The organism is Lactobacillus sp. ESL0680 (genome assembly GCF_029392855.1).
In the GTDB taxonomy this organism is placed as follows: Bacteria; Bacillota; Bacilli; order Lactobacillales; family Lactobacillaceae; genus Lactobacillus.
Map to the genome: position 1 here is coordinate 980,773 of NZ_CP113945.1, position 20,898 is coordinate 1,001,670.

The window sequence follows — 20,898 nt, forward strand, 5'->3', positions numbered from 1 at the left end:
ATCCTTTCACTATTGTGCAACAACAACCATTGCTGGTCTTAATGTACGGTCTTTATATTGATATCCTTTTTGTAAAACTTGGACAACGTGGTCCTTTTGATCATCGCTGCTGGCTGCAACTGTTTGTACAGCTTGATGCAGTGTCGGATCAAATTTAACACCTTCAGCCTCAATTTCACTAATCCCGTGATCTTTCATGGCCTTAACTAAAGAATCAAGTGTCATTTGCACACCCTTCTTTAGTTGCTTCGATGCTTCATCATCAACTTCAGTAGCCAAAGCCCGCTCTAAATTATCCATTGCTGGCAAAACGTCCTTAGCTAAAGATTGTGATTCGTACTTAATTAATTGAGCCCGTTCTTTATTATAACGGCCTTGCATATTCTGCATTTCTGCCTGACTACGCAAATACTTATCTTCAAAATCTTTACTATCAGCTTGCGCCTTAGTTAATTCTTCTTGAAGCTTTTGCTCAGGTGTTTTTTCTTGTTTGTTAGCTTCAGTAGTCTGCTCTTTTGTTTCATTTTCTGATTCTGAATTTTCAGCAGTTACTTTTGTTTGATCTAAATCTTTTTCACTAGGAAAATCTTTTTTACTCACAGCTAACCTCCTTTATTTAAATCGGCCGTAGTATTCAAGCAACTTTTTCGCAAGCTCATTTCTAAAATATTCAAGCAAGCCGATTACTTGTGAATACGGCATATTAGTTGGGCCCAGCAAGGCAATAATGCCTTTGCCATGCGAACCAACACTATATTCTGCAGTTAACAGACTGTAATCCTTTAATAACTCGTTTGGTAATTCTGAACCTAAGCTAACTCTAACAGGAAAACGTCCTGAATTGGAAGTTGGCTTATAGGCTTCAAGATTTGCAAGCAAATCATCGTGGTCAACCAGTTCATATAATGAACGGATATCTGAAACATCATTAGTCGAAGAATTATTCAACAAATTGATCTGACCATCAACATATAATTGTTCGCTGGCAGCATCGTTAATGACATCTTCAACTAACTCAATCAGCTCACTAGCATGCTTACTGTTGGCATTTTCACCCAAGGCTTTACTAAGCATCTCCGGTGTAATTTCAGCTAAGCTCTTACCAACCAGTTCATCATTAATCATGCGAACAGCTTTTTCAATTTCATCACCATGAATATTGCGTGGCAAGTGATAAACTTGATTCTGCACGCTGCCATCACTGGTAACCAAAATTGCCATTACTTGCCGACCAACCAGTGGCACAATGCGAAAACCCGTTACAGTCACATCGCGGCTTTCTGGCCCTTCCGCAAAAGCTGTATAGTTGGTTAAATCGGATAAGATTCTAGCTGCTTCCTGAACGATTTCGTTTACTTGATGAAATGGACGGTCAAGCTGATTAATAATCTTAGTGTAAACAGATTCGGGAATCTGCAGCGGCTCAACCAGGTTATCGAGATAATAGCGATAGCCTTCAGTAGAAGGAACTCGTCCACTAGAGGAATGAGTTTTTTCAATCAGCCCTCGATCTTCCAAAACAGCCATTTCGTTCCTGATTGTTGCACTCGATACTTTAATCGGCAACTGACTCATCACCGTCTTTGAACCTACCGGATCATGAGTCTGTGTAAAATCGTTAATGATTGTTTTTAAAATAAGTTCTTGACGCTCGGTCAACATAAATATCGCCCTCACTTTTAGCACTCTCATATCTTTTGTGCTAACAATTATTATGATACTAGCATTTAGCAGAATGTCAAGCCGAGTGCTAAAAATATTTACATTTTCCAGCAATTAAAAATTTCCACCTACTTTTTAAGGTAGGTGGAAGTCTTTATTTATCAGCAAAGTAAGCCTTTATCTCTGCTTCATCATGCGCCATTTGTTTTTTTAATTCTGCAAGATTCGCAAACTTGATTTCGCCTCGCGTATACTTGTACCATTTGATAACCATCTTTTCCCCGTATGCTTCTTGATCGAAGCCAAACAGGTTAGATTCAATAAAAATACGTTTACCTTCATTAATAGTAACGTTGTAGCCAACACTGGTCATAGAATCATACCATTTGCCGCCAATGTTTGTTTTAGTCGCATAAACGCCCACTTTAGGTAAAACCTTGTTCTCAGTCCAAACCAAATTAGCAGTTGGATAGCCCAGCTTGTGACCATTACGTAAGCCGTGGCCAACAATTCCAGACATCACATACGGCGAACCTAAAAGCTGTGCCGCCAGCTTCATATCACCGCTACTAATTGCTCGTCTAATTTCCGTTGAACCAATTTTTTGACCATCATAAGTTTGCTTTGGCACATCAATAATCTTGAATCTACCCTTAGCAAATTTAGGAAAATTCTTCATATTAGCAATATCTTTGGGACCATAAGTGTAATCAAAGCCAGCAACAACAGTATCCGCTTTGAGCCGAACAATAATTTGATCGACAAATTCCTGTGCTGATAATTTACTAAAACCGGTATTAAAATGCATCACAAGTAGGTAATCTACACCTAATTGTTCCATTTTATAAGCCTTTTCATCTAGACTATCAATATAAACAACTTGCGACTTTTGATAAACTTCTTTTGGATGACGATCAAATGTCATTACGACAAGCGGCAATTGCTTCTCACGTGCAGTCGTACGGGCTAATTCAATCAAATGCTGGTGCCCGCGATGAACACCATCAAAAAAGCCTAACGCTAACACAATTTTACTTGGAATTAAATTTTCTTTAACTGGATAAGTTAAATGGATAATTTGCACAATAAGACCTTCATTTCACCTATTCATTTTGCAAGAGCATCAAGTCGGGACGGTACTTTTCTGCATCCTTTTGATAAATTGCCTTAACCTTATTATTGTATCGTAATGCAACCTGATTTGCATCAGTTTCTAAAGCAATCGCGGCGCCATTTTTCACTTTTAGCCACTGATCCGTAGTCAAATCAACTTGCGGATAATTTTTGAAAAAGGCATCAATCGGCTGAATTAGTTGCTCAGCTTTCTCCGGATCGGCAACAATCTCATCCAAGCTAACTGCCTGATTAATGTCAAATCCTGAACTTGCTGTTCGGCGCAGATTACTCATTACAGCTGGAACACCCAGCTTTTGCCCCAAATCATTAACTAATGAACGTACGTAAGTCCCCTTACTGCATTCAATTGCAAAGCTGAATTCTTCTTGGCCTTTTTCCGGATCAAAACTTGGTTGCCCCGTTAAATTATAAGCTAGAACGTCAACTTGTCTTTTAGGTCGTTCAACTTCAATTCCCGCACGTGCATATTCATACAAGTGCTTACCGTTAACACGTACTGCCGAGTAAATCGGTGGTACCTGCTCAATTCGACCAATGAATGATTGCATCCCTTGCTTAATCACATCTGCTGAAATTGGTTCAGTTACATTTTTAGTTGCTAGAGTTTTACCACTAATATCACAGCTATCAGTAGCATAGCCCAAAATGCCAGTACCCTCATACTTTTTGTTTTGCGTATGCATTAATTCAATCAGCTTAGTTGCTTGACCAATCGCAATTGGCAGTACTCCCGTAACATCGGGATCAAGTGTTCCAGCATGTCCAATTTTTTTGATGTGCAAGGCTTTACGCAAATGATACACGACATCAGCGCTCGTCATTCCTTTAGCCTTATCAATTACTAAAATTCCGTTTAACATTTTTTAAACCTGTCTTCATTAAAAAAGCGCCACAAAGGCGCCCTTTTTAATTATTACGATCTGCTTCTTGCTTTTTTAAATCAGCAATTAACTTATCGATTTTACTACCATATTTAACAGAGTTGTCGCGCTTAAAAATCAATTCAGGAACTTTGTAAACCGTCAAAATTTGCCCGAGCAAGTGACGCATCATTCCCTTAGCCTTTTCTAAGCCGGCAGCAGCTTCTTCTTCTTTCTTAGGATTATCAGAGAGAATACTGTAATAAATAGTTGCATATGATAAATCATTAGTACATTCAACCGCAGTAATTGTAACATCATTGACACGCGGATCACGAATGTTTTTCCGCAAAATTTTGGTTAATTCACGGAGGATTTCTCCTTCAACACGACCAATTCTGTGCTTCATACTTTCCTCCCAGTAAAATTACTAATTAGGCTTAACCTCTTGTTGCTCGATTGCTTCAAGCTGATCACCAATCTTAATATCATTGTAGCCTTCAATTGTCAAACCACAATCAAATCCTTGCTTAACGATCTTGGTATCATCCTTAAAGCGCTTAAGTGATGCAACCTTACCTGAGTAAATTACAACACCGTCACGAATTAAGTTAACACTAGAGTCGCGAGTAACATAACCAGAATCAACAAACGAACCGGCAATTGTACCAACCTTAGAAACTTTCCAAGTTTCACGAACAGTCAAGTTACCAACAACCTTATCTTCATAAGTTGGTTCCAGCATACCTTGCATAGCGGCCTTCACGTCATCAATTGCCTTGTAAATAATGCTGTAAAGACGAATATCAACACCATCAGCTTCAGCTTGTGACTTAGCAGTTGCAGTTGGACGAACATTGAACCCAATGATGAAACCGTTAGAAGCACCAGCCAAGGTAACGTCTGATTCGTTTACGGCACCAACACCTGAGTGAATAATGTTAACCCGAACACCTTCAACTTCAATCTTTTCAAGAGATTGTTGCAGAGCTTCTGCAGAACCTTGAACATCAGCCTTTAAGACAATGTCAACTTCCTTCATATTTTCTCTCTTCATTGTATCAAAGAGGTTATCTAAAGTAATATGTTGGACATTTTCACGTGATTGTTGCAATGCTTGTTGAGCTCTTTGTTCACCGACGCTACGAGCCGTCTTTTCATCATCAAAGACAACTAACTTGTCAGCAGATTCAGGCACATCATTCAACCCAGTAATTTCAACTGGCATTGAAGGTGTTGCCTTTTCAATTTGTCGACCACGATCGTTAGTCATTACCCGAACACGGCCAAAGCGGTTACCGACAACGATTGGATCACCTGTATGCAAGGTACCTTGTTGGATCAGTAAATCGGCAACTGGACCGCGACCACGAGAAAGACGAGCTTCAACAACCGTACCAATTGCTTGTTGCTTAGGATCAGCCTTTAATTCCATCATGTCAGCTTGCAGCAAAATCATTTGCAATAATTCATCAACATTGTCGCCAGTCTTGGCAGAAATGTTAACGAAGATTGTGTCGCCACCATAGTCTTCTGGAATCAAGTTGTATTTCATCAACTGTTCAGTAACGTGTTGTGGGTTGGCTCCTGGTGCATCCATCTTGTTAATTGCAACAATGATTGGCACCTTAGCGCTCTTAGCGTGATCGATCGCCTCAATTGTCTGCGGCATAACACCATCGTCAGCAGCAACAACCAAGACAACAATATCAGTTATTTCAGCACCACGTTCACGCATGTTTGAAAAGGCAGCGTGTCCTGGAGTATCCAAGAAGGTAATCAAATGGTCATCAACATGAACTTGGTATGCACCAATCTTCTGGGTAATACCACCAGCTTCATGAGCTGAAACATGAGTATGACGCAAACGGTCAAGTAAGGTGGTTTTACCATGGTCAACGTGTCCCATGATGGTAACAACTGGTGGACGCTTAATTTGGTTCTTTGATTCTTTAGAAGCATCCATCCGCTTGCTGTAAAGAGTATCAATATCTGAAATATCTTCGTGAACCTTTTCTTCTGCATTAATCCCGTATTCAGCAGCGACTAATTCAATCGCATCTTTATCAAGAGATTGGTTTTGGTTGGTCATTACACCAAGCATAAATAATTTCTTAACGATTTCTGCTGGTTCACGGTGCAAAATTTTACCTAAATCTTGCGCATTCATCCCAACTTCGTATACCAAAGTTTCTGGTAATGGACGTTCTTTTCTCTGAGTAGGCTGCTTTTTAGGTGTTTGCTCTACTTGACGACGCTTATTCTTACGCTTACGTCTTTCTTGACGGTCAGAATGGTTATTATTGCCGCCAAAGGTTTGGTTTTTGCCCTTACGGCCAGGTTTACCAGAATTACGTGAAGTATAACCATTACCGCGACGCTTTTCTTCTTTAACTGGTTCAGGACCGGCATTATTAGCAGCTACTGGATGTTCTTGTTTAGCAGCTGGTTCATTATTCTTCTTCATTCGCGCTGGCGAAGGCTTAATAATCTTTGGACCAATCACTTTTGTCTCAGTTGCCTTTTCCTTAGCAGCTGGTTTAACTTCAGCTGCCTTATCACTAGCTTCAGTGGTTGCCTTAGAATTTTGCAAATGCTCATGATAAGCCTTGCGTGCCTGATCGGCTTGCTCGTTTAAACTGCTTTGTTCAACACGTTGCTTTTGCTTCAATTGCTTAAGCAAGTCTTGTGCTGCTGGCTTTGCAGAGTGAGCACTTGAATTATTTGAGCGGCGATCCTGATTACGGTCTTGTGAATGACGATTACGATCATCGCGATTGTTTGAACGGCGGTTGCCTTTGCGGTGATTATTAGTCTTATTACTAGTTTCGCCATCCTGTTTTTTCTCATTTTTACGAATGGAATTAACAGAAACTTTGATTTTACTGCTCTTTTTAGCAGTCTTCTCTTGCTTTTTAGCGGGAGCGGAGCTATGGAAACTACCCTTTAATTGACTTACTTGTGAATCTTCTAGTGATGACATATGATTTGTAACATCAAAGCCGAGGTCCTTTGCTTTTTTAACCACAACTTTATTATCGATGTCTAATTCTTTTGCAATTTCGTAAATTCTTTTTTTAGCCATCCAATCACACTCCTTCATTAATCTTTTGTACTAATGCCTTGCAAAAACCCGCATCGGTTAAACCCAATACTTTACGTTCTTTACCAATTGTATGTGAAATCTCATCGCTGCTAAATTCAGTAATAACTTGAACGTCATTCTGCTCAGCTGCTCTAGTGATCTTCTCACTTGTATCGGCATGACTATCATTAGCCAAAATAACTACCTTTATTTGCTTTGCTTTCAGGCCAACTAGCACAATTTCAAGCCCAGAAACTAATTTTCCAGCTCTTTGTGCCAGACCCAGCAAATTTAATGCTTTTTGTCTATTTTGCAAATCTATTTATCACCAAACAATTCTTTTCTTGCCTTTTGATGATCTACATAGGAATAAAGCTCTTCATAAAACGAATCTGGTATTTTAGCCCCTAGACTTCGCTCTAAGACGCCTTTATCTTGTGCAAATTTAATTTTACTTGGATCTAATGATACATAGGCACCACGACCTGGCTTTTTACCGCTAGGATCAACTGCGACGTTCTTGTCCTTGTCAATCACAATCCGTACCAGCTCTTTTTTCGGCTGCATCGTATCAGTTAATAGATCTTTCCGCATTGGAATTTTTCTTTTTTTCAAAAGAACTCACCCCTAGACTTATTCTTCGTCTGGTTCTTCTTCAGACTCAGTAATATCTGCTTGCTCTTGTGCAGTATCAGCTTCTAAATTATCATCAGTAGCTTCGACTTCTTCTGCAACAGCTTCAGTTTCAAGATTTTCATCAGTTGCATTGTCAGCTTCAACTTCTGCAGCTGCCTCATTGTCTTCGTTGGCAGCCTTACTGCTTTCATCAACGAATTCAACTTCAGACTCTGGTCTAATATCAATCTTGTAACCAGTTAAGCGCGCAGCTAAACGAACGTTCTGACCTTTTTTACCAATTGCTAGTGATAATTGATAATCAGGAACAATTACAAGTGCACTCTTCTCATCTTCATTATCGCCAAATTGAACAGCAATTACCTCAGCTGGATTTAATGCGTTGGCAATAAAGTCTGACGGATCTTCTTCGTACTTAACAACGTCGATGTTTTCACCGTCAAGTTCATTAACCACGTTTTGAACCCGGGCACCGCGTTGACCAACACAAGTACCAACAGGATCAATATTAGGATCGTTTGACTTCACTGCAATCTTAGTCCGATCACCAGCTTCACGTGCAATTGAAACAATTTCAACGGTACCGTCAAAAATCTCAGGTACTTCTTGCTCAAATAGACGCTTGACCATATTGGGAGCAGTCCGTGAAACCGTAATTTGTGCACCCTTAGAATCAGAACCAACATGGGTTACTAAGACACGAATTTGGTCTTGAGGATTGTAAGTCTCGTTAGGCATTTGGTCATTATGCGGCATAACGGCTTCAACATTACCAATTTTAACATAAACGAAGCGATTATCACGTCTTTCGACTGTACCAGTAATCAGTTCATCCTCATATTGTGAATATTCATCAATAATATGATTCCGTTCTGCTTCACGTAAATGCTGCATAATAACTTGTTTAGCTGTTTGCGCAGCAATTCGGCCAAAGTCTTTTGGTGCAACTTCAAAACGAATTTCATCGCCAACTTCATAAGCCTTATTGATGTTCAAAGCATCTTTTAAACTATATTCAAGTCGTTCATCATGAACCTCATCAACAACAGTTTTAACTGCTAATAACTTGAAGTTACCCTTGCGTTCATCAAATTCAACTTCAACATTTTGTGCTTGATTATAGTTCTTTTTATAAGCAGCAACAAGAGCTGCCTTAATTGCTTCGACAATAACGTCTTGCTTGATACCTTTTGTCTTCTCTAAAGTAGCAAACGCCTCTAGCATTTCTTTAGACATAAGTTTAATCAGCCTTTCTAAAATTCAATTGCAAAACGGATATTTGCAATCAACTTGCGGGGAATAGTTAATCGTTTCCGTCTCGTCTTAATCTTTATTTCTAACTCGATTTCATCATCAGTAAATGATTTGAGCGTTCCTTCATAATTCTTTTCACCATCAACCTTCTGATAAAGACCAACGTGAATATAATTATCAAGTGCTTTTTGCCAATCCTTTTTCGTCTTAATTGGTCGCTCAACACCGGGTGAAGATATTTCTAAAACGTAAGGTTCTGGGAATGGATCAGGCGTAATCTCATCAAGTTTAGCTGAAACTAGTTCACTAAGCCCAACAATTTCATCCATATCAATTCCGTTTTCACGGTCAACATATATTCTTAAATAATTTTGGCCTTTTTCTTTTACGTATTCAATGTCCACCAACTCATCGCTGCGCTGCGCAATTATCGGTTCAATTTCTGTAAGAACAAGATCTGTAACTTTCGCCAAATATTTTCCTCCGTAATAAAAAGAGTGAGCAAAAAAACCTGCTCACTCGAATTAATTATCCGAACTTCTTATTTACTATATCATATTTTGGCAGTAATCACAATTAATAGAATAAATTATTGCCAATAAACGCCTATTTGATAGGTTAAATTTAATTCTTGATTAATCTACTCATTGCTACTTCGACATCTGCGTACGGCAGATAATTATCGCGGAACTTCTTGGCCTCGCTCATCATTTGCAAGTGCTGGTCGGTAATGTCTTTTTCGGCCTTTTCAGTCTTAATATTCAATTGATTAGCCAAATAGCACAGCATCGGTGCACAGTGAACGTGGTTATAAGCATATTTAAAATCTTTTTCAGGTCCATCTTTCTGCTCTATTTTGGTCAAATAATCCAGCCAATGCTGCTTTTGATTAGGAAAAGCAATCTGATTAGCAATCTTTTTGGTTGTAAAAAATGACCGCTTAGTCGTTAAAGCTTGAGTATTGTTGTTTGAATTAGCAAAATTATCGATAATCTGCTTTGCTTCTTTGATTGATAACATTTTCTTCAACCTCCTTAAAGTTACTCTTAACGCAAAAAGGCGCTTAGCAAAAGCTACGCACCTTTTAATTAAAATAATGATAACTGATTTTGGTCGGGCATTCCTTCCAAAACCCCATTATCTTCCAAATAATCCATAATTGTTTGCGAAACTTTGCCTCGTTTAGACAAATCTTCTTTCGACAAGAATTTTTGTTCCGTTCTAGCGGCAACAATCTGCTTAGCCGCATTGTTACCCAGTCCTGGTACGGCATTGAACGGTGCCAAAATTGTATGTTGATCGAGAATTTTAAAATTAGTTGCTTCTGATTGATTGATGTCAACCATCTTAATCTTAATTCCCCGCTCCAAACATTCATTGGCAATTTCCAATACTGTCAATAGACTCTTGTCTTTAGCAGAAGCATCGTTACCCTTATTCTGAATATCAGCCATTGCTTTTTTGACCGTGTTTTTGCCATGGCTCATGGCAACTAAGTCAAATAAATCTGCACGCACGGAAAAGTAAGCCGTGTAATAAATTTCAGGATAATACACTTTAAACCAGGCAATTCTGAGCGCCATCAAGATATAAGCTGTCGCATGTGCCTTCGGGAACATGTACTTGATTTTAAGACATGACGGGATATACCAATCGGGAATCTTGTCATTTTTCTTCAAAACTGCCATATCCTCATCGCTAATTCCGCGACCATGACGCACCGATTCCATTGTTGAAAACGCAACTTCCGGCTTAACACCCCAGTGGATCAAGTCCATCATGATGTTGTCCCGACAACCAATTACATTTTTCAACTTGCAGGTTCCATCGTTAATTAGTTCTTCAGCGTTACCCAGCCATACATCCGTCCCATGTGACAGACCAGAAATCTGTAACAATTCAGAGAATGTCGTCGGCTTTGTTTCTTCAAGCATCCCCCGAACAAATCTGGTACCAAATTCCGGAACACCCAGTGTTCCTGTTTCCGATTGGATTTGTTCCGGCTTCACGCCCAAAATCTTAGGACTAGAAAACAGCGACATCACACCAGGATCATCTGGCGGAATGGTCAAAGGATCAATTCCCGACAAATCTTGCAGCATTCTGATCATTGTTGGGTCATCATGACCCAAAATATCAAATTTTAAAATGTTATCGTGAATTGAGTGAAAATCAAAGTGGGTGGTCAGCCAGGCTGCATGCACATCATCAGCTGGATATTGAACCGGCGTAAAATCATAAATGTCCATATCATCAGGAACAACAACAATTCCCGCGGGGTGCTGTCCAGTAGTCCGTTTAACCCCACTGACCCCTGCTGCCAATCGGTCAAGCTCAGCACTACGTAAGTTAAGCTCTTTTTCCTCATCATAGTGCTTGGCATAACCATAAGCGGTCTTGTCTGCCACCGTCGCGATTGTTCCCGCACGATAAGAATTATCCGGTCCAAACATAACCCGAATAAAGTTATGCGCTACTGGCTGATAGTCACCCGAGAAGTTTAAATCGATATCAGGAACCTTGTCACCATGGAAACCTAAGAAAGTCGCAAACGGAATATCTTGACCATCTTTGACTAGTTCTGTACCACATTCAGGACACTTATCATCAGGCAAGTCATAACCTGAACCATATTCACCATTTTCAAAGAACTTGGAATACTTACATTGCGGACACCGATAATGCGGCGCCAGTGGATTAACTTCCGTAATTCCAGACATTGTTGCAACTAAACTTGAACCAACAGAACCCCGCGAACCAACCAAGTAACCGTCCTTATTCGACTTAGCAACCAAGCGCTGTGAAATCAAATAAATAACTGCATAACCATTAGAAATAATCGAATTTAATTCCATTTCTAACCGGTCTTGAACAATTTTAGGCAGTGGCTTGCCGTAAAGTTCATAAGCCTTATCGTAAGTCAGCCGTTTCATTTCTTCATCGGCATTATCAATGTGCGGTGGGAACAAACCATCCTTGATTGGTGCGATTTCTTCAGTTGATTCCGCAATCTTATTCGGATTAGTAATCACAATCTCTTTAGCAGCATCTTCACCTAGAAAACTAAAGGCATCTAACATTTCCTGCGTACTATAAAAATGCAGGTCAGGCTGCGGTTTATTCCGATCCGGATTACTTCTTTGAGCAGAAATCAAAATCGTGCGGTAAATAGCATCATGTTCTTCAACATAGTGGGCATCCCCCGTAGCCACAACCGGCTTATTCAATTCCTTACCCAGCTTATAGATATTAGTTAAAATTTCTTCTAGTTCAGCTTCATCGCTAATCAAATGGTCCACAATCATCTGCGCGTAATTTGCCGGTGGTTGAACCTCAAGATAATCATAAAACTTGGCCTTTTTACGTGCCTCATCATAACCTTTTTGCATCATCGCCACAAAAACGTCACCCTGCAGACAACCAGAACCATACAGTAAGCCCTCATGATATTGGGCGAGGTCAGATTTTGGTGTTCGTGGTATCCGGTAAAAGTCTTTGGTGCTGGCGATTGAAACCAGCCGGTACATATTTTTAAGTCCCGCCTGATTTTTAGCTAAAATTGTCATGTGTGACGGCCGCGCCCGCTTAAAGACTTGACCGCGTGCGGCATAATCATTCATCTTACCTAGGTCATCTTCATCAAACTTAGCCTTAAAGGCATCAAGCAGTTTAAACATCAAATAACCTGTTGCTTCGGCATCTTGATTAGCGCGGTGGTGATGTTCCAGTACAACATTGTACTTCTTAGCCAGCGAATCTAATGTATGTCTTGTCTGTTCTGGGTGCAATAAGCGCGATACTTCCAATGTATCAACAACTGGTTGGGTAATTTCCTCAAGGCCAGTTCTTCTTAACGCCGCATTAACAAAACCAACATCGAACTGAACATTGTGGCCACATAATGGCCGGTCACCATAAAAATCTTGAAATTGTTTGATAACAACTGCTTCATCATCAGCCGCACTAACCATATCATCAGTAATCGAAGTCAAATTAATCGTTTGCTCACTTAATGGGTGGTGCGGATTAATGAACTTATCGAACCGGTCAATGACTTCACCGTCTTTCATCTTGACGGCACCAATTTCAATAATTGTGTCATAAACCGATGATAAACCAGTCGTTTCCACGTCAAAAATGACAAATTCTCGGTTTTCATACGTCATTGGCGCTGGATTTAGTACCAATAAAGCATGGTCATCAATCATGTTGGCTTCAACGCCATAAACAATTTTAATCCCGTTTTTCTTACCAACGTTATAAGCTTCAGGGAAGGACTGCACATCGGCATGGTCAGTGATTGCGATTGCTTTTTGACCAAATTTTTTGGCAGCTAAAATAAAGTCGGTTGCCGTATTCGTAGCATCAAGCTGGCTCATATTAGTATGAAGATGCAATTCAACCCGCTTTTCATCACCCTGATACTTTTCGGTTCTGCCGACATGTTCGACAACTTCAAAGCTAGAAATATTGAACACAACATCATGCTGCCACTGATCGTCAGCAGCTGACCCCTGCATCTTAGCCCAAGTGCCGGGCTTCAAGTCCGCAACACTTTTAATTTGCTCTTTATCAGAGACAAACTTCTTAAAAGAAATCGAATCGGTATAATCTGTAATTTCACCAGTAAAAATAATTGCGCCAGATTTTAATTCCCGACTTTCGGTATTAAAAATATTACCTTCGATAACGACATTTCTAGTGCCGTCAACGACATCCTTAATTTGCGTGATTGGCAGGCTTTCATCCAGCTTGCGGTTGCCGTAGCGCGTCTTCTTTGTCGGATAAGTTTGCGGTTTTGGCTTTTCTTTAGGTGGTGCCGCATTATACGCTTCTTGCATACTTTGTTCATGCTGCTCCTGCAATTGCTGCAGACTAGCCAAATTGCTCTGCGTGTTTTGCTCATCCAGCTGTGTTACAAATTTTAGGTTAAAGAAACCAAAGTCGCGCATTTCTTCAGCTAACTGATCCAAGAATTTTTGCTCAATTAAACCATCAACCACTAGATTGTCAACGGGAATAATCCAACGCCCATCTTCTTTTTTGGGCTCGTGACTAGAGATAAATTCACGCGCAACCGGCTGTAAAATTTGTGAATTTTGAACCGCATAACGCCAATAATCAGTCAAATAATCGTCAGACCCATCTTGGGTACGGACAAAAAGACGCGTTTTGACAAATGAAGCAAAACTTGCATTAATTGCCTTGTTCAAAGCCGCATAGGTTTCAAATTTTAACGGCGTATTAAAAAGAACATGGATATCCCACTTATGTTCCTTAGCGTATACATCCACGTTCTCAATTTCACCTTTTTGAAGTAAATCATTATCTGCAAATTGCTCAGGAAAATGAATCTGCTCTAAAAGGTGTAAAAAAAGTTTGTTTTTATCAGTCACGAAAAATTATCCTAACTCTTTATTTACAAAACTATCTAATTCAGTAACTGCAATTTCACTAGACTTCTCATCGGTTGGGCGCTTAACTTCGACAATGCCCTCGCTAGCCTTTTTACCAATTATAATTCGAATTGGTGCACCAACCAAGTCAGCATCAGCAAACTTAACACCCGCACGTTCATTACGATCATCATACAATACATCATAATTAGCGCTGTATTTTTGCTCTAATTCTTCAGCTAGTTTAGTTTGTGCTTCATCCTTCATCTTCATTTGGACAATGTGCAAACTAAATGGCGCAATTTCTTTAGGCCAAGCAATACCGTGTTCTGTCGCATGTTGTTCTACAGCAGCTGACAACATTCTAGTAACACCGATACCGTATGACCCCATGATTACTGGCTGCGTCTTACCGTTCTGATCTAAGAAGTCAGCACCCATGGTCTCAGTATAATAAGTACCTAACTTGAAAATATGACCAACTTCAATAGAAGTTGTAAATTTCAATGGTAAATGATCGACTGGATCAGGTTCACCTTCGTTAGCTACGCGAATGTCACCAAATTGATCGACCTTAAAGTCACGGTCAAGGTTGACATTCTTTAATTGGTAACCAGTCTTATTAGCACCAACAACTACGTTGTAAAGGTTCTTTACTGTGTCATCAGCAACAATCTTATCAGCCCAATCAGCCTTAACTGGACCAACGCCGCCCTTGTTAGCACCAGTAATTGCTAGTAATTCTTCATCAGTTGCTGTTCTTAATGAATCAGCATCAAGTAAGTGCGTCAACTTGACTTCATTTACTTGCTTATCACCACGAATCAAAACTAGTACGTGTTCTTTTTCGTTAACAATGTAGAGAACACTCTTAACAATTCTGGTTGCAGGCACGTTCATAAAATCAACTAAATCAGCAATTGTTTCTTGATCTGGTGTAGCAACCTCAGACATTTCTTGCAATTCTTCTTGCTCTTGCTTAAAGGTATCGTCACTAACTGCCATTTCAAGGTTAGCTGAATAAGTACCAGTTTCATTAGTTGCAATAGTATCCTCACCAATTGCAGCAGGAGCTTGGAATTCAGTTGAGTTCTTACCACCCATTGTACCGGAATCGGCAATTACTGGGTTTACTTGAACGCCGCAGCGACGATAGATTGCTTCAAAAGCCCGCTTCTCATCATCGAATTGTTCATCAAGTTGTTCGCGAGTTGCCGCAAAGCTATATGCATCAAGCATGATAAATTCGCGTCCCCGCAATAAACCAAAGCGTGGACGATTTTCATCACGGTACTTAGTTTGAATTTGGTACAGTGCAATCGGCATCTGCTTGTAGCTCTTAATGTTTTTAGCGACAATCTCGGTGAAAGTTTCTTCGTGAGTTGGCCCCAATAAACTTTCACGACCATGACGATCCTTTAAGCGGAACATTTCTGGACCATACTTTTGTAACCGGCCTGATTCTTCCCAAAGTGAAGCTGGCAGAAAATGTGGCATGGACATTTCTGGCACATTAATTTTTGCCATTTCTTCTTCCATAATATTCTCAGCCTTACGTAAAACGCGATAGCCTAGTGGCAAATAAGCATAAACACCAGCTGTAACTTGGCGAATATAGCCACCGCGCAACATTAATTGGTGACTTTTAGCCACAGCATCAGAAGGTGCCTCTTTCAATGTTGGCATAAATAATTTAGATTGACGCATTAATTTTCTCCCAAGAAAAATAAAAATTTTCTATTTAATAAAGTAACGATAAATATCATTACCAGTAACCGCAATAATTAGAACTAACAATAAGCCAAAGCCGATTAGTTCAACAATTGCTTCGTGATCTTCAGAAATTGGCTTTCTGCGGATAATTTCAATAATATTGAGCAAGAACTTACCACCATCAAGACCAGGAATTGGAATTAGATTGACAATTCCTAAGTTGATTGAAATCATTGCCAAGAAGGCAAGAATGTAAGAAAAGCCCATTTTAGAAACTTGTGAAGTTTCCGAATAAATACCAACTGGACCAGATAACTTGTTTAAACTGAAGTGTCTAAATAAGCCACCGACAGCATTAAAAATCATGCCTGTGGTAGATACAGCAGTATCCCAGCCACGCTTCAATTTTGCACTTGCATGCTCATCACTGCGTGCCAAAATCCCAATTTGATAGCTTGTTTGTCCTTGCGACTTAACAGCCTTTGGGCGCACCTTAACGACTTTCTTTTGGCCGTTTTCAATCAGAGTAATTGCAATTGTTTTTCCCTTACTTTGATCGACTTGTGCTGCAAGGTCGTTAAAAGAAGACGTTTGGTGACCATTGATTGCGACAAACTTGTCTCCAGGCTTAATCTTAGCAACTTGTGCCGATGACCCCGGATTAACCTGCCCAATCGTTGTCGTTGCAGGACCAGGAACTGTAAATGTCCAGATTAAAAAAACTACAAAGCCCAAAATAATATTCATTAATGGACCAGCTATGTTAGTCGCAAGCTTTTGCCAGACATTTGCCTGTTGAAATTGAGTATCCCGTGGGGCAATTACTAATTCAGTCTTAGATTGATCGATGATTGTAGCATTATGATTAACCTGATAAGTAACCAGCTTTTCTTCATCACCATTTTCATATCCAGTAATGACCAATTCATCGACTAAGTCAGACTTAGTGACTTGAACGGGAATACCTTCAATTGGAATATCGGATTCTGAAGCATCAATTTTTACCACTTCATTTTGTTCGTTCAATTGTAAGATAACCGTCATCCCTGGATCTAATTTGGCCTCATCATCTTTACTTGCCAAACGTACATATCCGCCTAACGGCAGCCAACGAATTGTATAAGTAGTTGGATTACGCCACACTTGAAAAAGCTTCGGTCCCATTCCAATGGAAAATTCCCGCACCAAAATACCGCATTTTTTAGCGACAATAAAGTGACCAAATTCATGAACAAAAACAAGAATGCCAAATACAACTAAAAAGATTAGTATGCCCTTCAATAGAATTCTCCTAGTGCATAATACCTAACAAAGCAGCAACTACTGGTAATACAAATAGCATACTGTCGAACCGGTCCAAGATACCACCGTGGCCCGGCAAAATTTTACCAGAATCTTTTACGCCGTAATAACGTTTATAAGCAGATTCTACCAAGTCTCCCATTTGTCCTACAATTGAAAGGAAGAAGGCAATGATAATCATTTGTACTTGTGGGTAACCTACTTTAACACAGTAGACGTAAATTGCCGCACAAATAACCGCACAAATAGTTCCGCCGATTGAACCTTCCCAGGTCTTATTCGGACTAATTACTGGCCATAACTTATGCTTACCAGCCTTGCGGCCAATCATGTACGCACCAGTATCGGTCAACCAAACCACAACAAAGACATAGCACAAAAGGGCTAACCCGTTGTTACTGTTTCTAATGGCTGCCATATAGTGAAAACCTGTCCCAATGTACAGTGATGCCAATGTATAGACACCAACGTCATCAAAGGTCGTTTTATTTTTTGATAAAACTGTCCATGTCAGCATTAACATAATAACGGCAAAGTACATACCGTACTTTGACCAATGCCATGGCATTCCCTTAATGAAACTATCCGGCACAGCCCAAATAATGGTTGCTAATAATGCCAGCAAAAAATTAACTGACACCAGAATTTGTTTTTTCATTAAGAAAACTTCACTGATACCCACTGCCGCAAAAGCCACAGTCAGCCAGTCCATCCAAAGACCACCAGCGATAACAATCGGAATAAATAAAATTAAAGCAATAACTGCTGTAATAACACGTTGTTTCATATAAACTACCTAACTATCTGATTCATCAACTTTACCAAATCGGCGGTTGCGATTTTGAAACTCACTTACAAATTTTTGTAAGTCTTCTTCATTAAAGTCCGGCCAATTTTTAGGACTGAAGGCTAACTCTGAATAGGCTAACTGCCAAAGTAAAAAATTAGAAATCCGCTGTTCTCCTGAAGTTCTAATAAGCAAGTCTGGGTCACGAAAAGCACCAAACTTAGCTGTCATCAAGCGCTGTGAGATCATTTCTTCGTCAATTTGCTCGCTAGAAATCGCGCCGCTTTCAATCATGCCGCCTAATTCCTTAACCGCCGAAGTAATTTCGCTGCGTGAGCCATAATTAAAGGCAAAGTTCAAAATTAAGCCGGTGTTATCAGCAGTTTCGGCCATTGCTCGTTGAACAACCTTATAAGTCTTGGGCGGTAATTGATCCAAGTAACCCATAATGTTCACCTTAACATTATTCGCCATTAACGTTGGCATAAACTTGTCAAAAAAGCGAACGGGTAAGTTCATCAAATAAGCAACTTCTTCTTTAGGACGAGCCCAATTTTCAGTAGAAAATGCGTAAAGCGTCAAAACCTTAATGCCTAATTTATCGGCAGCAAGTGTAATCCGCTCAACATTATTCATTCCCTCATGATGACCAGCAACTCGCGGCTTACCTTGTTTGCGAGCCCAGCGGCCATTACCATCCATGATAATCGCAAGGTGATTTAATTGATTCTTTTCTGCCATTCTGCTTACTAACCTTCAGTAATTTCAGTCCGCTTTTTGTCAGCTACTTCATCAATTTTCTTAGTTGCATTGTCCGTAGCCTTTTGCACTTGTTTTTCTAAATTACGTTGTTCATCTTCAGTAATTTCGTCATCTTTTTGTTGCTTCTTCAAGCTATTCATCGCATCGCGGCGAACGTTTCTGACAGCAATTTTTGCTTCTTCGGCTAACTTATTAACTTCCTTGGCGATTTCTTGACGTCTCTCACCAGTTAATTGCGGAATAACCAATCTGATTACCTTACCATCGTTAGCAGGTGTTAATCCTAAGTTTGAAGCAAGCAAGGCATGTTCAATATCGTCTAAACTGCTTTGGTCATATGGTGTAATCAATAATACACGTGGCTCTGGAATAGTCACACTGGACATTTGCGTAAGTGGCGTTGGCGCACCATAATAGTCAACCTTAACACTTTCTAAAATTGCGGCATTCGCAACCCCAGCCCTAATTGAGCCAAGATTCTTTTGAAAAACCGTAATTGACTTGTCCATATTTTCTTGGGCTTTTTTAATTGTTTCGTTATTCATTATTTACCACCTTCAATAATAGTCCCAATTGGTTCACCCATGACTGCCTTCTTAATATTTCCTTCAGTATTAACGTTAAACACAATAAGCGGTATGTTTGTATCCATTGATAGAGAGCTTGCTGTCCGATCCATTACCTTTAAATCTTTGGCAATTAAATCAAGCTGCGTTAGTTCTTGATACTTCTTAGCATTAGGATCAAGCTTAGGGTCAGCTGAATAAACTCCGTCAACACCATTCTTGGCCATCAAAATGACATCGGCATTAATTTCAGCAGCACGCAATGCGGCTGTTGTATCGGTTGAAAAGTATGGATTACCTGTTCCACCACCCATAATTACAACGCGGCCCTTTTCTAAATGACGAATTGCCTTTCTTCTAATGTACGGCTCAGCAATTTGCCGCATTTCAATCGAGGTCTGTAATCTAGTTGGCACGCCAACATGTTCTAAACCATCTTGAAGAGCTAACCCATTCATGATGGTTGCAAGCATTCCCATGTAATCAGCTTGTGAGCGTTCCATTCCTAGCTTTTCACCAGTTTCACCGCGCCACATGTTGCCGCCGCCGCAGACAATACCAATATCAACGCCTAAATCGTGAACCGACTTAATTTCCTGGGCTAAATGACTAATAACTGTGGGATCAATTCCTGATCCCTTATCACCAGCAAGAGCTTCACCGGAAATTTTTAAAATAACACGCTTATATTTAACTTTAGTCATAGTGACCTCCTCATCATCTAAATATTTTACCATATTAAGCATTAAATTGTCTGACGACAAAATAAAAGACAACAATTTTATCCAGAAAAAAAGAGAAGGCATTTACCCTCTCTTTTTAATTAACAAATAAATTACTTCATTTGTTCTTGTACTTCAGCAGCAAAGTCTTCTTGCTTCTTTTCGATACCTTCGCCAACTTCGTAACGGGTAAAGCTAACAACTTCGCCGCCTTCTGACTTAGCATATTCAGCAACAGTCTTGTCAGAATCTTTAACGTAAGGTTGGTCAACTAAACAAATTTCACTTAAGTACTTGTTTACACGACCTTCAACGATCTTAGGAATAATGTTGGCAGGCTTGCCTTCATTTTCAGTTTCCTTAGTAAAGACATCTTTTTGACGGTCAAAGTCAGCCTTTGGTACAGAATCTTTGTTCAAGTATTCTGGGTTGATTGCAGCAACGTGCATTGCAATGTTCTTAGCTGCTTCTTCATTTGCACCCTTTAAGGTAGCAAGAGCAACAATTGAACCACCATTGTGCTTGTAAGCACCGAATACTTCGTCATCGTTCTTAGTTACTAAGTCGAATCTTCTTAAAGTAATCTTTTCACCGATAACTGCAGTCAAGTTGGTGATTTCTTCACCAATTGTTGAGTCACCCATTGGTGCCTTTAATGCTTCTTCAACATTAGCTGGCTTAGCAGCAAGGATTGCTTTAGTCACATCATCAACTAACTTAATGAACTTGTCATTTGAAGAAACAAAGTCAGTTTCTGAATTGATTTCAACTAAAGCAGCAGTGTTGCCACTAAATGCATATTCAGCTAAACCTTCAGCAGCAATTCTGCCTGACTTTTTAGCAGCTTTAGCAACACCGTTTTCTCTTAAAATATCGATTGCCTTTTCAACGTCTCCATCAGCCTTTACTAAAGCCTTCTTGGAGTCCATCATACCAGCACCGGTACGATCACGTAATTCTTTAACTTGCTTAGCAGTAATATTTGCCATTGATGTGTCCTCCTAGTTTAGAAACAG

Annotated in this window: 19 protein-coding genes; all 19 read right to left on the minus strand. The window is 39.8% G+C overall.

Going from position 1 to position 20,898, the window contains the following annotated elements:
* Nucleotides 1-9: 9 nt before the first annotated feature.
* Entirely contained in the window at nucleotides 10-600 is a 591-nt protein-coding gene (gene grpE, locus OZX58_RS04745; protein ID WP_277140478.1) for a nucleotide exchange factor GrpE, read from the minus strand.
* Nucleotides 601-612: 12 nt separating this feature from the next.
* Nucleotides 613-1,662, minus strand: coding sequence for a heat-inducible transcriptional repressor HrcA (gene hrcA, locus OZX58_RS04750; RefSeq protein ID WP_277141753.1), 1,050 nt, complete (start codon nucleotides 1,660-1,662; stop codon nucleotides 613-615).
* Between the two features lie 154 nt (nucleotides 1,663-1,816).
* On the minus strand, nucleotides 1,817-2,746 hold the full coding sequence (gene ribF / locus OZX58_RS04755) for a riboflavin biosynthesis protein RibF (protein ID WP_277140479.1): 930 nt from the start codon (nucleotides 2,744-2,746) through the stop codon (nucleotides 1,817-1,819).
* Between the two features lie 19 nt (nucleotides 2,747-2,765).
* Nucleotides 2,766-3,659, minus strand: a complete 894-nt coding sequence (truB, locus tag OZX58_RS04760) for a tRNA pseudouridine(55) synthase TruB (protein ID WP_277140480.1) — start codon at nucleotides 3,657-3,659, stop codon at nucleotides 2,766-2,768.
* Between the two features lie 46 nt (nucleotides 3,660-3,705).
* Nucleotides 3,706-4,068: a ribosome-binding factor A gene (locus OZX58_RS04765; protein ID WP_277129528.1), complete on the minus strand. Its 363-nt coding sequence runs from the start codon at nucleotides 4,066-4,068 to the stop codon at nucleotides 3,706-3,708.
* A gap of 21 nt (nucleotides 4,069-4,089) precedes the next feature.
* Complete coding sequence (infB, locus tag OZX58_RS04770; RefSeq protein WP_277140481.1) at nucleotides 4,090-6,744, minus strand: translation initiation factor IF-2; 2,655 nt, start codon at nucleotides 6,742-6,744, stop codon at nucleotides 4,090-4,092.
* 4 nt (nucleotides 6,745-6,748) lie between these two features.
* Nucleotides 6,749-7,060 (minus strand): ribosomal L7Ae/L30e/S12e/Gadd45 family protein, encoded by a 312-nt coding sequence (locus OZX58_RS04775; RefSeq protein WP_277129526.1) that lies wholly within the window; start codon nucleotides 7,058-7,060, stop codon nucleotides 6,749-6,751.
* Nucleotides 7,061-7,062: 2 nt separating this feature from the next.
* Complete coding sequence (locus OZX58_RS04780; protein ID WP_277129525.1) at nucleotides 7,063-7,359, minus strand: YlxR family protein; 297 nt, start codon at nucleotides 7,357-7,359, stop codon at nucleotides 7,063-7,065.
* An 18-nt stretch (nucleotides 7,360-7,377) separates the two neighbouring features.
* Entirely contained in the window at nucleotides 7,378-8,616 is a 1,239-nt protein-coding gene (gene nusA, locus OZX58_RS04785) for a transcription termination factor NusA (RefSeq protein ID WP_277140482.1), read from the minus strand.
* A gap of 17 nt (nucleotides 8,617-8,633) precedes the next feature.
* Nucleotides 8,634-9,107, minus strand: a complete 474-nt coding sequence (rimP, locus tag OZX58_RS04790; RefSeq protein WP_277140483.1) for a ribosome maturation factor RimP — start codon at nucleotides 9,105-9,107, stop codon at nucleotides 8,634-8,636.
* 151 nt (nucleotides 9,108-9,258) lie between these two features.
* A complete protein-coding gene (locus OZX58_RS04795) occupies nucleotides 9,259-9,654 on the minus strand; it encodes a hypothetical protein (RefSeq protein WP_277140484.1) in 396 nt (131 codons plus the stop codon).
* Between the two features lie 68 nt (nucleotides 9,655-9,722).
* Nucleotides 9,723-14,030, minus strand: a complete 4,308-nt coding sequence (locus OZX58_RS04800; protein WP_277140485.1) for a PolC-type DNA polymerase III — start codon at nucleotides 14,028-14,030, stop codon at nucleotides 9,723-9,725.
* Between the two features lie 6 nt (nucleotides 14,031-14,036).
* Nucleotides 14,037-15,737 (minus strand): proline--tRNA ligase, encoded by a 1,701-nt coding sequence (locus OZX58_RS04805; RefSeq protein ID WP_277140486.1) that lies wholly within the window; start codon nucleotides 15,735-15,737, stop codon nucleotides 14,037-14,039.
* Nucleotides 15,738-15,767: 30 nt separating this feature from the next.
* Nucleotides 15,768-17,024: an RIP metalloprotease RseP gene (gene rseP, locus OZX58_RS04810; RefSeq protein ID WP_277140487.1), complete on the minus strand. Its 1,257-nt coding sequence runs from the start codon at nucleotides 17,022-17,024 to the stop codon at nucleotides 15,768-15,770.
* Nucleotides 17,025-17,034: 10 nt separating this feature from the next.
* Entirely contained in the window at nucleotides 17,035-17,832 is a 798-nt protein-coding gene (locus tag OZX58_RS04815; RefSeq protein ID WP_277140488.1) for a phosphatidate cytidylyltransferase, read from the minus strand.
* Between the two features lie 9 nt (nucleotides 17,833-17,841).
* On the minus strand, nucleotides 17,842-18,573 hold the full coding sequence (locus tag OZX58_RS04820; RefSeq protein ID WP_277140489.1) for an isoprenyl transferase: 732 nt from the start codon (nucleotides 18,571-18,573) through the stop codon (nucleotides 17,842-17,844).
* 8 nt (nucleotides 18,574-18,581) lie between these two features.
* Complete coding sequence (gene frr / locus OZX58_RS04825) at nucleotides 18,582-19,139, minus strand: ribosome recycling factor (protein WP_277129515.1); 558 nt, start codon at nucleotides 19,137-19,139, stop codon at nucleotides 18,582-18,584.
* Nucleotides 19,139-19,864 carry a UMP kinase gene (pyrH, locus tag OZX58_RS04830; protein ID WP_277140490.1) on the minus strand — a complete coding sequence of 242 codons (726 nt, stop codon included), beginning with the start codon at nucleotides 19,862-19,864 and terminating at the stop codon, nucleotides 19,139-19,141. The genes frr and pyrH overlap by 1 nt, the downstream gene beginning before the upstream one ends.
* A gap of 131 nt (nucleotides 19,865-19,995) precedes the next feature.
* Entirely contained in the window at nucleotides 19,996-20,871 is an 876-nt protein-coding gene (gene tsf / locus OZX58_RS04835) for a translation elongation factor Ts (protein ID WP_277129513.1), read from the minus strand.
* Nucleotides 20,872-20,898: the final 27 nt, after the last annotated feature.